This is a genomic window from Bradyrhizobium sp. USDA 336, from assembly GCF_044908355.1.
Classification (GTDB): Bacteria; Pseudomonadota; Alphaproteobacteria; order Rhizobiales; family Xanthobacteraceae; genus Bradyrhizobium; species Bradyrhizobium yuanmingense.
Genome location: NZ_JBIYDC010000002.1, coordinates 5,479,100 through 5,493,032 on the forward strand (window position 1 = coordinate 5,479,100; position 13,933 = coordinate 5,493,032).

Here is a 13,933-nt window from a genome sequence, read left to right on the forward strand (position 1 = left end):
GGGCTACGAGAGCGCTACCGCCCGTTCTTCTTGCGCCATTCCGCGAAGTCGGTGAGCGTCTGCGGATCGGTGGCGGGATAGAGACCGAAGATGCCGCGGCCCTTGCCGACTTCCTCGGTGACGAAATCCTCGAACGCGGTCATCTCGAAGGTCTCGTTGGCGATCTCGTCTGCCAAATGCGCGGGGATCACGATGACGCCGTCGGCATCGCCGAGGATGACGTCGCCGGGAAACACCGGCGCATCGCCGCAGCCGATCGGCACGTTGATCTCGATCGCCTGATGCAGCGTCAGATTGGTCGGCGCCGAGGGACGATGGTGGAAGGCGGGAAAGCCGAGCCTTGATATCTCGGCGGAGTCGCGAAAGCCGCCATCGGTGACGACGCCGGCGACGCCGCGCTTGATCAGGCGCGTCACCAGGATCGCGCCGGCCGAGGCCGCGCGCGCATCCTTGCGGCTGTCCATCACCAGCACCGCGCCCGGCGGGCAATCCTCGACCGCTTTGCGCTGCGGATGGGAGCGGTCCCTGAACACGTCGATGGTGTTGAGGTCCTCGCGCGCCGGCATGTAGCGCAGCGTGAAGGCCTCGCCGACCATGGTCGGCTGGTCCGGGCTCAAGGGGCGGACATCCTGGATCATCTGGATGCGCAGACCGCGCTTGAACAGAGCGGTGGCGACGGTGGCGGTGGAGACGGATTTGAGTTTTGTGCGGGTGGCTTCGGAAAGGTTGGTCATGTCGTGCTCTCTCATCTCGTCATTCCGGGATGCGCCGGAACGGCGCAGGCCCGGAAATCCATACTCCCGATTGTGGTTATGGATTCCGGGCTCGCGCCAAGCGACGCGCCCCGGAATGACAGGGGGTCAGTAAATCGACGGCTCGCCGATCGGCGCGCCGAAATCGGTCTCGAGGAAGTCGAAATCGCAGCCGTCATTGGCCTGCTTGATGTGTTTGGTGAACATCCAGCCATAGCCGCGCTCGAAGCGGCGCTCGGGCTGCTTCCAGGCGGCGCGGCGCTTTGCGAGCTCGGTTTCGCCGACATCGAGATTGATGGTGCGCGCAGCGACATCGAGCGTGATGCGGTCGCCGTTCTGCACCAGTGCCAGCGGGCCGCCGATGTAGGATTCCGGCGAGACGTGCAGGATGCAGGCGCCGTAGCTGGTGCCGCTCATGCGCGCATCCGAGATGCGCACCATGTCGCGTACGCCCTGCTTCACGAGCTTGGTCGGGATCGGCAGCATGCCCCATTCCGGCATGCCCGGCCCGCCCTGCGGGCCCGCATTGCGCAGGATCAGGATGTGATCCTCGGTGACGTCGAGATCGGGATCGTCGACCGCCTTCTTCATCGCGGGATAATCGTCGAACACCAGCGCGGGGCCGGTATGCTTGAGAAAGCGCGGCGCGCAGGCGGAGGGCTTGATGACGCAGCCGTCGGGCGCGAGATTGCCCTTGAGCACGGCGAGCGCGCCTTCCTTGTAGATCGGATTGTCGATACCGCGGATCACGTCGGCATTGTGGACCTCGGCCCCCTCGATGTTCTCGCCCAGCGTCTTGCCTGTGACCGTGATGCAGTCGAGATGCAGATGCGGCTTGATCTGGCCCATCAGCGCCGGCAGGCCGCCGGCGTAGAAGAAGTCCTCCATCAGGTAGGTATCGCCGCTCGGGCGGACGTTGGCGATGACGGGCACCTTGCGGCTCGCCTTCTCGAAATCGTCAAGGCCGATGTCCTGGCCGGCGCGGCGGGCCTGCGCGATCAGATGGATGATGGCGTTTGTGGAACAGCCCATCGCCATCGCCACCGCGATCGCGTTCTCGAACGCCTTGCGGGTCTGGATCGCCTTCGGCGTCAGATCCTCCCACACCATCTCGACGATGCGGCGGCCGCATTCGCTGGCCATGCGGATATGGTTGGCGTCGGCGGCGGGAATCGAGGAAGCGCTGGGCAGCGTCATGCCGATCGCTTCCGCAATCGCAGTCATGGTCGAGGCGGTACCCATGGTCATGCAGGTGCCGTAGCTGCGGGCGATGCCGGCCTCGATGTCGAGCCAGTCCTTGTCGGAGATCTTTCCGGCGCGGCGCTCGTCCCAATATTTCCAGCCGTCGGAGCCGGAACCCAGCGTCTTGCCCTTCCAATTGCCGCGCAGCATCGGGCCTGCCGGCAGATAGATCGCCGGAATGTTCATCGAGGTTGCTCCCAGCAGCAGCGCCGGCGTGGTCTTGTCGCAGCCGCCCATCAGCACCACGCCGTCGACGGGATGGCTGCGCAGCAACTCTTCGGCGTCCATCGCCAGCAGGTTGCGATAGAGCATGGTGGTGGGCTTGAGCAGCGATTCCGACAGCGACAGCGCCGGCAGCTCCAGCGGCAGGCCCCCCGCCATCAGGATGCCCCGCTTGACGTCCTCGACGCGCGACTTGAAGTGCATGTGGCAGGGCTGCGCGTCAGACCAGGTGTTGAGGATCGCAATGATCGGGCGGTCCTTCCACTCCTCGGGCGCGTAGCCCATCTGCATGGCGCGGGAGCGATGGCCGAACGAGCGCAGATCGTCGGGCGCGAACCAGCGCGCGCTGCGGAGCTGGCCGGGCGTCTTCTTCTTGTTGGTCATCTCTTTCCTTGTCCGTCCGGAGGATTCGTCCTGCTCTTCTCACAGACAATCCATCCCGGGCAAGGCGCTGGGCGGGCGGGAGGCGGGCCTCTGCTATGCACTCAGGCGTGCATAGCGGCAGTGCAGCGCAACACAGCGGCAGCTCCGGCCGAAGTGCTTGCCGGCAGGCAAGAATCCGCGCAACAATTTCGAGTTGATTGGCTTGATTTGCGGTTGGTGGGACTAACCCCGCCCACTCCGGAGGTTTCAGACGTGGCCAACATCCTGATCGTGGATGACGACCCGGCCGTCCAGTTCACCATCCGGCTGCTGCTGGAACGAGCTGGTCATCACGTGACGGTCGCCGGCGATGGCCGCAAGGGGGTGGCGCTGTTCGAGGCCAGCCGGTTCGACCTGCTGTTTCTCGACATCTTCATGCCCGGCATGGACGGACTGGAGACGATGCGTCACATTCGGGCGCTCGCCCCGGCCGTTCCGATCGTCGTCATCTCCGGCCGTTCGTTCACGCCGGATGCCTATGCGGAGCCGGACTTCCTGAAGATGGCGACCAAGCTCGGCGCCGTGGCCAGCCTGCAAAAGCCGTTCCGGCCCGATGCACTGCTTGCCGTGGTCGCAGATTGCCTGAAGGCCGACGCGCCAGAGGGGTCCGATGTCCGTTCCGGCCGCCGATGACAAGAACGCCTCCTCTGCTGCAAGCCAGAAGTGGCTCAGCGATGCGGCAGGTCCGGCGAAACTCCCCATGCGAGCAGCAACGACGCTGGCCACGCGGCTGGCCATCGCGATGATCCTGCTGGTTGCGGTCACCGTGGCCGCAGTCGGATGGTTGGGCTATCGCAACACCACACAGGCCGTCATTCCGCGGGTGCTGGAGCGGGTCGAAGCCCAATCGCGCCTGCTCGCGACCAACCTTGAATCCTATGTCGCCGGCGTGCGCGGCGATCTGATCGGCTATCGCGCCGCAGCGGCAATCAACGGCCTCATCCGGGCTCATGCCGGCGGCGGGATCGATCCGGCGGACGGCGTCTCGGAGCAGACCTGGCGCGAGCGTATCGCGGCGCGGCTCGCGGCCGAGATCGACGCCAAGCCCATCTACGGGCAGTTCAGGATCATCGGCGTCGATGACGACCAGCGCGAACTGGTCCACGTCGATCGATCGGGGCCCAACGGAGCAGCCCGGATCGCTCCGGACAGCGAATTGGAGCGCAAGAGTGGCCGCGCCTACTTCCAGGAAGCCATACGGCTCGGGCCCGGCGAGATCTATGTGTCTCCCATCGAGCTCGCGACCCGTCAGGGGGGAACGACGGCGCCTCGCGCGCCGACCATGCGCGCGGCGATTGCCGCTGTTCACAGCCGACGACAAGCCGTTCGGCATCATCGTGGCCAATATCGACATGCGCCCGGCCCTCGACCGGATCCGCGCGACGACGACCTCGGGCGGAGAGATCTACGTCGTGAATGCGCGCGGCGACTATCTCGTCCATCCCGACCGAACGCGGGAGTTCGGGTCATCGCGGGGCCATCCGGCCGATTGGCGCAAGGACCTTCCGTTCCTCTCAGCCCTGGCCGGCACGTCGGACGTGGTCACACGCGTCACGACCGACGAGTCGGGCCGGACGAGCGGCGCGGCATTCGTGCCGTTATCGCTTGCGGGCAAGGAATGGGTCGCCATCGTCGTGACCGTTCCCCCGTCGGTGTTCGGCCGCGTACCGGCCGCCATTCAAAGAACGTCCGTGCTCGTCGGCGTGCTGGCCGTTCTCGCCGCGGCTGCGCTCGCGGTGCTGCTGGCGCGTTCGTTGACCCGCCCGATCGGGCGTCTGACGGAGGCGGTGCAGGCCATCGGCAGCGGACGTCCCGCGGACATCCCCGTCGATGCCAGCGGCGAGACCGGCGTGCTGGCACGGGCCTTTGCGCGGATGGTGGAGGAGATGCGCGCGAAAACGGCCGCGCTCGAGCGCGAGATCGAGGAGCATCGCCGCACCGAGGCCGCGCGAAGCCACCACGCGGCGCGCGAGAACCTGTTCAGCGCCGCGGTGGAATCGTCCGACGATGCGATCGTCATGCAGACGCTCGATGCCATCATCACCGGCTGGAATCCGGCCGCCGAACGCCTTTACGGCTATACGGCGGAGGAGGCGATCGGCAAGCCCACCTCGATCATCGTCCCGTCCGACCGCCGCGAACAGGGCAAGGACTATCTGCGGCGGATCGCGCGGGGCGAGCCGATTGAACGCTTCGAGACGGTCCGCCTGCGCAAGGACGGCACGCCGGTCGAGATTTCGCTCGGCCTGTCGCCGATCAAGGGACCGTCGGGCGAAATCATCGGCGCGTCCGGAAGCGCGCGCAGCCTGACCGAGGCGCGGCGCGCGGAGCGGGCACTGCAGCACCAGCTTGAGGAGCGGCGGCAGATCTTCGAGACGTCGCAGGACCTGATCATGATCATGGACGCGCACGGCCATGTCGCGCAGATCAGCCCGAGCAGCGAGACCATTCTCGGCTATCGGCCGGTCGAGATGATCGGCCGCAGCGGCGCCGACTTCATTCATCCCGCTCATCTGGAGCAGTCCCGTGCCGAGATGCGGGCGATGCGCCGCGGCGAGCGCGTCAAGCTGGCCGACACCCGCTGCTTGCACAAGAACGGGCACGAGGTGTGGCTATCCTGGCTCGGCAGTTGGTCCGAGCAGGCACATCGCTTCTTCTTTGTCGGGCGCGACATGACCGAAGCGCGGCTCGCACAGGAATCGCTGCGCGAGAGCGAGCGGCTCGCCCGCAACATCGTCGAGACTTCGCTTGACGCCTTCGTCCAGACCGACGAGACCGGAAGCATCCTGAACTGGAACTCGCAGGCCGAACGGCTGTTCGGCTGGCGCCGCGACGAGGTGCTCGGCAAGAGCACGATCGACCTCATCGTCGCCGAGAGCGAACGTGACCGGGTCCGAGCCGGCCTGAAACGCTTCCTCGAAGACGAGGGTGGCCGGACGCTGAACCGCCGCCGCGAGCTGATGTGCTGCCGGCGCGACGGCAAGGAATTCAAGGCCGAGTTGAGCGTCACAGCGCTGAAGCGGCGCGAGGGCCTGCTGTTCAACGTCTTCTACCGCGACCTCACCGACAAGATCGCCGCCGAGGAGCGCATCCGCCATGCCGAGAAGATGGAGGCCGTCGGCCAGCTGACCGGCGGCGTGGCGCATGACTTCAACAACATTCTCACCGTCATCACCGGGACGATCGAAATTCTCGCGGAGGCGGTCGCCAAGGAGCCGCAGCTCGCGGCGATCACCAAGATGATCGACGAGGCGGCCGCGCGCGGCGCCGATCTGACCCAGCACCTGCTCGCCTTCGCACGCAAGCAGCCGCTCCAGCCGCGCGAGATCGACATCAACTCGCTGATCGTCGACACCGCGAAATTATTGCGTCCGACGCTCGGCGAGCAGATCCAGATCGAATCGGTGTTCGAGGACGAGAATTGCGTCGCCATCGTCGATCCCAACCAGCTCACCACCGCGATCCTCAACCTCGCGCTCAATGCGCGCGACGCCATGCCCGGCGGCGGCAAGCTGATCGTGGAGACCGGCGCCGCCTATCTCGACGAGGTCTATGCCAGCGCCAACGACGTGCCGCCGGGGCACTACGTGCTGATCGCCGTGAGCGACACCGGCACCGGAATCCCTGCGCACATGCTGCCCCGGGTGTTCGATCCCTTCTTCACCTCGAAGGGACCCGGCAAGGGCACCGGACTCGGGCTTTCGATGGTTTACGGCTTCATCAAGCAGTCCGCAGGTCACATCAAGATCTACAGCGAGGAGGGGCACGGCACCACGATCAAGATGTATCTGCCGCCCGGCAAGACGCCGACGGCGGTCGGCGAGGGCGTGACGCCGGCGACGATCGAGGGCGGACACGAGACGATCCTGGTGGTCGAGGACGACCGGCTGGTGCGCGACTACGTCCTGGCGCAGTTGCATTCGCTGGGTTACGTCACGTTGCAGGCCGCGAACGCCGCGGAGGCGCTCGCGATCGTCGCGGCCGGCAAGCCGTTCGACCTTCTGTTCACCGACGTCATCATGCCCGGCAAGATGAACGGACGGCAGCTCGCGGACGAGCTGATGAAGACGCGCCCGGATCTCAAGGTGGTCTACACGTCAGGCTATACAGAGAACGCGATCATCCATCACGGCCGGCTGGATTCCGGCGTGATGTTGCTGGCCAAGCCCTATCGCAAATCGGATCTGGCGCGGATCATCCGCAAGGCGTTGAGCGGGTGATGCGATAACCCGTAGCCCGGATGGAGCGTAGCGCAATCCGGGGATCGTGCATGCCGCAAGTCCGTCCCGGATTACGCTACGCTCCATCCGGGCTACGAAACGTGCTGATAGCCTTACGACGCGCGCTGGGCCGCGGTCATCACGATGCGGATCAGGTCGGCGGCATTGCGCGCGCCGAGCTTCTTCATGATGTTGGCACGGTGGTCCTCGATGGTGCGCGGACTGATGTCGAGCGTGCGGCCGGCCTCCTTGTTGGAGGCGCCGGAGGCGAACTGCTCCAGCACCTCGCGCTCCCTGCGCGTCAGCGGCTCGCGGCCGGGGAAATGCAGCGAGCCGAATTTCGGCGACGCGTTCTCCGCCTGCCTGCGTGCATACGCACCGATCGCCTCGTCGAGACGGCCGACGATCTCGCTGCCGCGGAACGGCTTCTCGATGAAGTCGAGCGCGCCGCTCTTGATCGCGCCCACCGCCATCGCGATGTCGCCCTGCCCGGAGATCATGAAGATCGGAGCCGGATAGTCCTCGCCGTGCAGCTCCTTCAGGATGTCGAGACCCGACTTCCCGGGAATATTCACGTCGAGCAGGATTGCAGCCGGCGTGCGGTTTCGCGCCACGGAAAGCAGCGCTGCACCGTCCGCGAAACAGATCACCTCATAGCCCGCCGCCTTCAACACCATCGACAAGGTGTCGCGAACGGCAGGGTCGTCATCGACTACGAAGATTTCACCGCGAGAGCTTTGTTCGGCCATGTGCCACATCCGGTTGGCATGAAGGACTCGCGTCCGCGCCAATCGTTACGGCGCTCGGCGCGGATTCGGCCCACCCGTATTTGTACGGGACATGGACTTAACGCACAAGTAGCGGCATGGCGCCTATTTGCGGTGGACGGAGAATATCCATGCTAAATTTGGCCGACACGCCGCCTCCCGTCGCAACGTCCGAAGTCGAGAGCCGTGAGCTGATTGCGGCGGACCTTCGTTTGCTGATCGCACAGATCGAGACCAGCATGCGCCGGATCGCCGCAGCCATGGATCAAGAACACGGCAGCGATCCGGAAGGTTCCGCCGATATCGTCTTGCTCGACGACGTCACGCCCCGCTACGCCAGCGCAAGCGCGGCCCTCAATGCCTGTCGGGCGGGCCTCAGCCACGCCCTCCAATGTCTGTCGGAATCCGGCAACACGGCGGGCGGCCGCATCTGACCGCATCGCAGCTCCGCAAGCTCAAGCGCGGTGCCGTTCCACGATCGCGTCGGTGGCGACACCACCCCAGGTGTGAATCGCCGGCAGACCCATCGCGGTCTTGCCGAGGTTGGCGAGGCTGATGCGCAGCGCCGCGAGATCCAGCGGCTTCGGCAGGCTCTGGAGCTCGATCCCGACGGAACGGGCGAAGCTGCGGGCGGCACTGCGGCGCTTGCCGTCCATGCCGCTGATGACGATCACGGAGCCTGCAAACTTCGCGCTCGCCATCTCGCGCAGCACGTCGACGCCGTCGCCATCCTCCAGCACGAGATCGAGCGTCACGCAGTCGAAGCGCGCGGCGCGCAGCTTCTCGATCGCGTCCGCCACCGATGGCGCCACGGTGATCTCGTGGCCCGCCTGCTTGGCCGCGACCGTGATCAGGCGGCGCTGCGTGGCGTCGTCATCAACCACCAGGAGCTGAAGTGCACGCCGCTCGGAGCCGTCGGGCAGGTTTGACGAGATCGGGGAAAGAGAACTTCTGGGCATTACCGGATCCTGAGATTGAGAGCGTCAATGGATACACGGCTCGCGCTGAAGCCGCGTAAAGCTGCCGCGGGCAATTGACTCGGAAACGTTCAGCAAATGTGAAGCAAAGTGCCGGAAAGCGCAGCGACGGCGGCGGCGAGATCAGGCCGCGGCGTCGTGGCCGCCGGCCGCACCGCGCTTCTTCCGGTTCTTGCCGCGCAGGAACTGGATGTCCATTTCGGCGCCGTTGACACGGACCAGCTCGCAGCGACGATAGGCAAGACCCGTGGACGACAGCAGCAGGAAGAACTCCTTCAGGTTCAAGCCCTGGATCGAGCCCTCCACCGTGAGAACCGCGTCGGTGTCGGAGATCGCGTTGAGCTTGCAGTCGCGCCGCCAGGTGCCGTCGATCGCCATGATGCAGACATCATAGCCGCGGCTGAAGGTCACACGCTCCGCGCCCTTGCCATCCTCGGCCATGATTATCGTCCCGCCATCGCCGCCATGCGCGGCGCCGCACCGGCGAGAACCGGCTTGGCCGCTGCCACGCGCGGATCATTCGGCTTGTAGAGGCCGCGCCGCTCCGGAATCGGCCGGAACGTGTCGGTCAGTCCAACCACGGTCTCGGCGGCGCCGAGCACCAGGAAGCCGTCGGGCTCGATCTGGCGCGCCAGGCGGTTGAAGATGTTGATCTTGGTGTCCTGATCGAAATAGATCAGCACGTTGCGGCAAAAGATCACGTCGAAGGTGCCGAGCTGGGCGAAATCGTGCAGCAGGTTGAGCTGGCGGTGCTGGATCATCGCCCGCAATTCGGGATTGATCTGCCAGGTCTCGCCGGTCTGCCTGAAATATTTCACCAGCATCTGGATCGGCAGGCCGCGCTGCACCTCGAACTGGCTGTAGACGCCGGCCTTGGCCTTCTCCAGCACCTCTTGCGACAGGTCGGTCGCGATGATCTCGACGCGCCAGCCGGTGAGGGCCGCGCCCATCTCCTTCAGGCACATCGCCAGCGAATAGGGCTCCTGCCCGGTCGAGCCGGCAGCACACCAGATGCGCACGCTGCGCTTGGCCGCACGCGCCTTGATGATCTCCGGCATGATGTGGTCGCGGAAATGATCGAACGGGACCTTGTCGCGGAAGAAGAAGGTCTCGTTGGTGGTCATGGCCTCGACCACGTCGGTGATCAGCTGGCGCGAACCGCCTTGCAGCTTCTGCACGAGCTCGGCGATGCCGGACAGCCCGGCCTTGCGGGCCAGCGGCAGCAGGCGGCTTTCGATCAGATATTGCTTGTCTGTGGACAGGTCGAGACCGGAATTATCCTTCAGGAACTTACGCAGATACTCATACTCGGTCGGGGTCACGGATGGCCTCTCGAAAGCTGTACTGGAACACTCTGGCCCAAGTGCTTTGGGCCGGACACACTCAGACCATGGCTTGTCCGACCGGGATCAAACCAACTTCAGCGAACTTGTCGGCGATGATGTCCTTGTCGAAGGGCTTCATGATGTACTCGTTGGCGCCGCCGCTGAGCGCCTGAGCGATATGAGCCACGTTGTTCTCGGTGGTGCAGAACACCACCTTCGGCTGGTCGCCGCCGGGCAGGCGGCGCATGTGGCCCATGAACTCGAAGCCGTCCATCACCGGCATGTTCCAGTCGAGCAGCACCGCGTCGGGCAGCTGCCGCTGGCAGATCTCGAGCGCCTTCGAGCCGTCCTCGGCCTCGGTGACCTCGAACTCCAGACCTTCCAGGATCCGGCGCGCGATCTTGCGCACCACGCTGGAATCATCGACCACCAAACACGTCTTCATTTCTGTTCTCCGGCTTCGATGTTTCGTTGGCTCAGGCGGCCATTTGCGTCTTAGTTTCGAGCTCGAGGACGCGGTCGACGTCGAGGACGACCATGAGCTGTCCGTCGAGGCGGTGGACGCCACCGGCGAGCTTGGCCATGCGGGGGTCGAGGTTGACGGGGTTTTCTTCCTTGCCGTCCTCGGGCAGGCGCAGCACCTCGCCGATCTGGTCGATCAGGAGGCCATAGGATTCGCCGCGCAGGTCGACGCCGACCGCCATCGCGGTCTTGCCGTCCTCGTCCTTGGGCAGGCCGAGGCGCGAGCGCATGTCGACCACGGTGACGATGCGGCCGCGCAGGTTCAAAACGCCGGCGATCTCGCGCGAGGCCAGCGGCACGCGGGTGACGCGCTCGGGCATGAACACGTCCTGGACGCGGGAGATCGGCAGGCCGAACAGCTGGCCGCCGATCATCGCGGTGACGTACTCGACCATGGCGCCTTCAGCGGACTGGGTCTTCTTGCTCATTTCAGTGTCTCCTGGTCCATGCCGCTTACGGTTTAAGCCGCGGCCGCCCGGCTCAGCTCGGAGGCGCCGGCGGCGCCCGCGGTCTGCTCCTTCAGCGCCGCGATCAGGCCGGGACGGTCGAACTTGGCGACGTAATCGTGGAAGCCGGCCTGACGGCCGCGCTCGATCGCCGCCGGCGACACCAGCGCCGACAGGCCGATGATCGGCGTCGCGGCGAGGTTGTTGTCGGAGCGGACGACTTCCGCGAACTCGAACCCGTTCATGTCGGGCATCTCGATGTCGGTCAGGATCACATCGAAGTTTTGGGCGCGCAGTGCTGCCAGGCCCTCCTGCGCGGTCGGCGCGGTGCGGACGCGGTAGCCGGCGGCCTTCAGCACCGGCGCCAGCATGTTGCGGAAGAAGGCCGAGTCGTCGACCAGTAGCACCGACTGCGAATGCAGCGACGGCTTCATCTCCTTGCGGGTGAACCAGTCGGCGAACGCCATCGGCAGGAAGTGGCCGACGTCGATCACCTCGGTGGCCTGGCCCTTGATCACGGCCGAGCCGAGAATGCCGGAGGAGGAGCCGCCGACCTCGATGTTGAGCCGTTCCTCGACGATGTCGATGATCTCGTCGACGACGAGGCCCATGGAGCGGCCGTCGTCGGCGAACACCAGGATCGGCTGGGCGCCCTGGGAAGCGATGGTGACGCCTTCCATGGCCACCAGCGGCATCAGCTGCTCGCGGTACTGCACCATGTAGCGGCCGTTCGAGAACTCGATCTTGTCGGCCGGCAGCTCCTCCAGGCGCGTGACGAGGCCGAGCGGGACCGCCTTGGGCTGCGACGAGCCGGCGCGGAACACCAAGAGCGAGGTGGTCTGCTCGCCACTTCCGATGTGATGGCCGGCCGCTTCGTCGCCCATGCCATGGGCCGAGGAGCCGGCGGCGCCGAGCGCCTTGGCGATGCCGTTGGGATCGATGATCATGATGACCGCGCCATCGCCCAGAATGGTGTTGCCGGAGAACATGTCGATGTGGCGCAGTTTTGTCGACATCGGCTTGACCACGATTTCTTCGGTGTGGAACACGCCGTCGACGACGATGCCAAAGGTCTGGCTGCCGACTTGCGTCACCACGATGAAGCCGTTCTCGGGATCGGAGGCCGCGCCGTCGTCGATCTTCAGGAGCTTCTTCAGATGGATCAGCGGCAGCAGCTTGTTGCGCAACCTGAGCACCGCGGTGTCCTTGATGCGCTCGATGCGGTGCTCGGAGTTGGCGCGGGCGCGGACCAATTCCACGACCGAGAGCTGCGGGATCGCAAAGCGGTCGCCGGCGGCTTCGACGATCAGCGCCGAGACGATGGCGAGCGTCAGCGGGATCTTGATGGTGACGGAGCTTCCTTCGCCGGCCACGCTCTTGATGTCGATGGTGCCGCCGATCTGGTCGATATTGGTGCGGACCACGTCCATGCCGACGCCGCGGCCCGACACCGAGGTGATGGCAGCGGCAGTGGAGAAGCCCGGCGCGAAGATGAACTTGTGGATCTGGGCTTCGCTCATCTTCTCGAGCTCGGCCTCGGTGACGAGACCGGACGAGAGCGCCTTGGCCTTGATCTTCTCGGTGTTGAGGCCGCGGCCGTTGTCGGCGATGCAGATGATGATGTGGCCGCCCTCGTGATAGGCGGACAGGCGAATGGTGCCCTGCTCGCCCTTGCCGCTGGCGAGGCGCTCGGCGGGGGTCTCGAGGCCGTGATCGGCGGAGTTGCGCACCATGTGGGTGAGCGGGTCCTTGATCAGGTCGAGCACCTGGCGGTCGAGCTCGGTGTCGGCGCCGTGCATCTCGAGCTCGATCTGCTTGCCGAGTTCGGATGAGAGGTCGCGGACGATGCGGGGCAGCTTCTGCCAGGCATTGCCGATCGGCTGCATGCGCGTCTTCATGACGCCTTCCTGCAGCTCGGCGGTGACGTTGGAAAGGCGCTGCAAGGGCACCTTGAACTCGGTGTCCTCGTTGCGGCGGGAGATCTCCAGCAGCTGGTTGCGGGTCAGGACCAGCTCGGAGACCATGGTCATCAGGTGCTCCAGCGTATCCACGTTGACGCGGATCGACTGGTTGGCGATGCGGTCGCCCTCGCCCGCCATCTCGTCGGCCATCGACTTCTTCGGCGCGGCCTTCTCCTTGGCGGGCTTTGCGGCAACGGGCGCTTCAGCAGCCGGCGCGGGCTCGGCCTTGACCTCAGCCTTGGCCACGGGCGCGGGCACCGGCGCTTCGATCGCGGTCTCGCGGAAGGCGCGCTCGAGCTCGTCGAGCGAGACCTCGCCCGGACGCAAGGGACGCTCCAGGGTCTGATCGACCAGCGTGCCCATGGTCATCTCCTTGGCGGGGGCGGCTGCAGTGGCGGGCGCTTCCGGCGCCAGCGGCGGCGCATCGGCGACGGGAGCAGCAGTGCCGGCAGTCGGCATCGGCTGCGCCGAGCCTGACATGGCGGCCATGCCCTGCTCGACCATTGCTTCCAGCTTGTCGATGAGATCGCGGTCGTTCCCCTCCGGCTCGGCCTCGGTCGCCTCCAAGCCAGCCAAAATCTCCTTGATGCGGTCGATCGAGGAGAGGATCACCGTCACCGCCTCGGCAGTCACAGGCATGCCGTCGCGGAACTTGCCCATGAGGGTCTCGCCGGCATGGGCCAGCGCTTCCAGCCGCGGCAGGCCGAGGAAGCCACAGGTGCCCTTGATGGTGTGGACCAGGCGGAAGATGTTATCCAGGATCTTGGCGTTGTTCGGCTCCTGCTCGAACTTCACCAGCTGATTGTCCACGGTGTCCAGGCTCTCGCTGGTCTCCGTCAGAAACTCCCGCAACAGATCATCCATGAGCTACGCCTTACTGATCCGGGTCGCAAACGCGACGTCCGAGCCACCCTTGGCACGGACGGACGCCCCTATTTTGGATCGTTAGACATCCCCTTTCACAGTCCCGTTAATTTCATCCTCCGTGCTACTACGGATTTTGAAGAGAAGTTTGCAGTTCTGCCGCGTGTTGCAGCGCTGTTCGGCAAAACCATCCCCGCGCCGCAACGGCGGAG

11 protein-coding genes and 1 pseudogene are annotated in these 13,933 nt (G+C 65.6%); 3 read left to right on the forward strand and 9 right to left on the reverse strand.

Annotated elements, in window-relative coordinates; translation table 11 throughout:
• Positions 1 to 14: 14 nt before the first annotated feature.
• Entirely contained in the window at positions 15 to 734 is a 720-nt protein-coding gene (locus ABIA45_RS26685; RefSeq protein WP_404654389.1) for a ribonuclease activity regulator RraA, read from the reverse strand.
• 126 nt (positions 735 to 860) lie between these two features.
• Entirely contained in the window at positions 861 to 2,600 is a 1,740-nt protein-coding gene (gene araD, locus ABIA45_RS26690; RefSeq protein ID WP_404654390.1) for an L-arabinonate dehydratase, read from the reverse strand.
• Positions 2,601 to 2,852: 252 nt separating this feature from the next.
• On the opposite strand from araD, the gene ABIA45_RS26695 reads away from it, so the two are divergent.
• Both ABIA45_RS26695 and ABIA45_RS26700 read left to right on the forward strand, forming a co-directional pair.
• Positions 2,853 to 3,272, forward strand: coding sequence for a response regulator (locus ABIA45_RS26695; protein WP_404654392.1), 420 nt, complete (start codon positions 2,853 to 2,855; stop codon positions 3,270 to 3,272).
• Positions 3,250 to 6,859: pseudogene (locus tag ABIA45_RS26700) on the forward strand (PAS domain S-box protein). The gene ABIA45_RS26695 and the pseudogene ABIA45_RS26700 overlap by 23 nt, the downstream one beginning before the upstream one ends.
• Before the next feature lie 113 nt (positions 6,860 to 6,972).
• Here ABIA45_RS26700 and ABIA45_RS26705 read toward each other — a convergent pair.
• Positions 6,973 to 7,608 (reverse strand): response regulator transcription factor, encoded by a 636-nt coding sequence (locus ABIA45_RS26705; protein WP_404654394.1) that lies wholly within the window; start codon positions 7,606 to 7,608, stop codon positions 6,973 to 6,975.
• 149 nt (positions 7,609 to 7,757) lie between these two features.
• Between ABIA45_RS26705 and ABIA45_RS26710 the strand changes: the two genes are divergently transcribed.
• On the forward strand, positions 7,758 to 8,060 hold the full coding sequence (locus ABIA45_RS26710; RefSeq protein ID WP_275503366.1) for a hypothetical protein: 303 nt from the start codon (positions 7,758 to 7,760) through the stop codon (positions 8,058 to 8,060).
• Positions 8,061 to 8,081: 21 nt separating this feature from the next.
• Here ABIA45_RS26710 and ABIA45_RS26715 read toward each other — a convergent pair whose 3' ends face one another.
• From ABIA45_RS26715 to ABIA45_RS26740, 6 genes are all read right to left on the reverse strand, one after another.
• Positions 8,082 to 8,585: a response regulator gene (locus ABIA45_RS26715; protein ID WP_404654396.1), complete on the reverse strand. Its 504-nt coding sequence runs from the start codon at positions 8,583 to 8,585 to the stop codon at positions 8,082 to 8,084.
• Positions 8,586 to 8,726: 141 nt separating this feature from the next.
• Entirely contained in the window at positions 8,727 to 9,044 is a 318-nt protein-coding gene (locus tag ABIA45_RS26720; RefSeq protein ID WP_036015908.1) for a hypothetical protein, read from the reverse strand.
• A 2-nt stretch (positions 9,045 to 9,046) separates the two neighbouring features.
• Entirely contained in the window at positions 9,047 to 9,925 is an 879-nt protein-coding gene (locus ABIA45_RS26725) for a protein-glutamate O-methyltransferase CheR (RefSeq protein WP_275503367.1), read from the reverse strand.
• Between the two features lie 61 nt (positions 9,926 to 9,986).
• Complete coding sequence (locus tag ABIA45_RS26730) at positions 9,987 to 10,373, reverse strand: response regulator (protein ID WP_018321619.1); 387 nt, start codon at positions 10,371 to 10,373, stop codon at positions 9,987 to 9,989.
• A 31-nt stretch (positions 10,374 to 10,404) separates the two neighbouring features.
• The gene (locus ABIA45_RS26735; RefSeq protein ID WP_057030291.1) at positions 10,405 to 10,878 is read right to left on the reverse strand and encodes a chemotaxis protein CheW; all 474 of its coding nucleotides are present in this window, start codon (positions 10,876 to 10,878) and stop codon (positions 10,405 to 10,407) included.
• 32 nt (positions 10,879 to 10,910) lie between these two features.
• Positions 10,911 to 13,721 (reverse strand): chemotaxis protein CheW, encoded by a 2,811-nt coding sequence (locus tag ABIA45_RS26740; protein WP_404654399.1) that lies wholly within the window; start codon positions 13,719 to 13,721, stop codon positions 10,911 to 10,913.
• Positions 13,722 to 13,933: the final 212 nt, after the last annotated feature.

Coding starts and splice junctions, on each gene's coding strand:
- ABIA45_RS26685 (WP_404654389.1), bottom strand. CDS start 734: ATGACCAACCTTTCCGAAGCCACCCGCACAAAACTCAAATCCGTCTCC.
- ABIA45_RS26705 (WP_404654394.1), bottom strand. CDS start 7,608: ATGGCCGAACAAAGCTCTCGCGGTGAAATCTTCGTAGTCGATGACGAC.
- ABIA45_RS26710 (WP_275503366.1), top strand. CDS start 7,758: ATGCTAAATTTGGCCGACACGCCGCCTCCCGTCGCAACGTCCGAAGTC.
- ABIA45_RS26715 (WP_404654396.1), bottom strand. CDS start 8,585: ATGCCCAGAAGTTCTCTTTCCCCGATCTCGTCAAACCTGCCCGACGGC.
- ABIA45_RS26730 (WP_018321619.1), bottom strand. CDS start 10,373: ATGAAGACGTGTTTGGTGGTCGATGATTCCAGCGTGGTGCGCAAGATC.
- araD (WP_404654390.1), bottom strand. CDS start 2,600: ATGACCAACAAGAAGAAGACGCCCGGCCAGCTCCGCAGCGCGCGCTGG.
- ABIA45_RS26735 (WP_057030291.1), bottom strand. CDS start 10,878: ATGAGCAAGAAGACCCAGTCCGCTGAAGGCGCCATGGTCGAGTACGTC.
- ABIA45_RS26740 (WP_404654399.1), bottom strand. CDS start 13,721: ATGGATGATCTGTTGCGGGAGTTTCTGACGGAGACCAGCGAGAGCCTG.
- ABIA45_RS26720 (WP_036015908.1), bottom strand. CDS start 9,044: ATGGCCGAGGATGGCAAGGGCGCGGAGCGTGTGACCTTCAGCCGCGGC.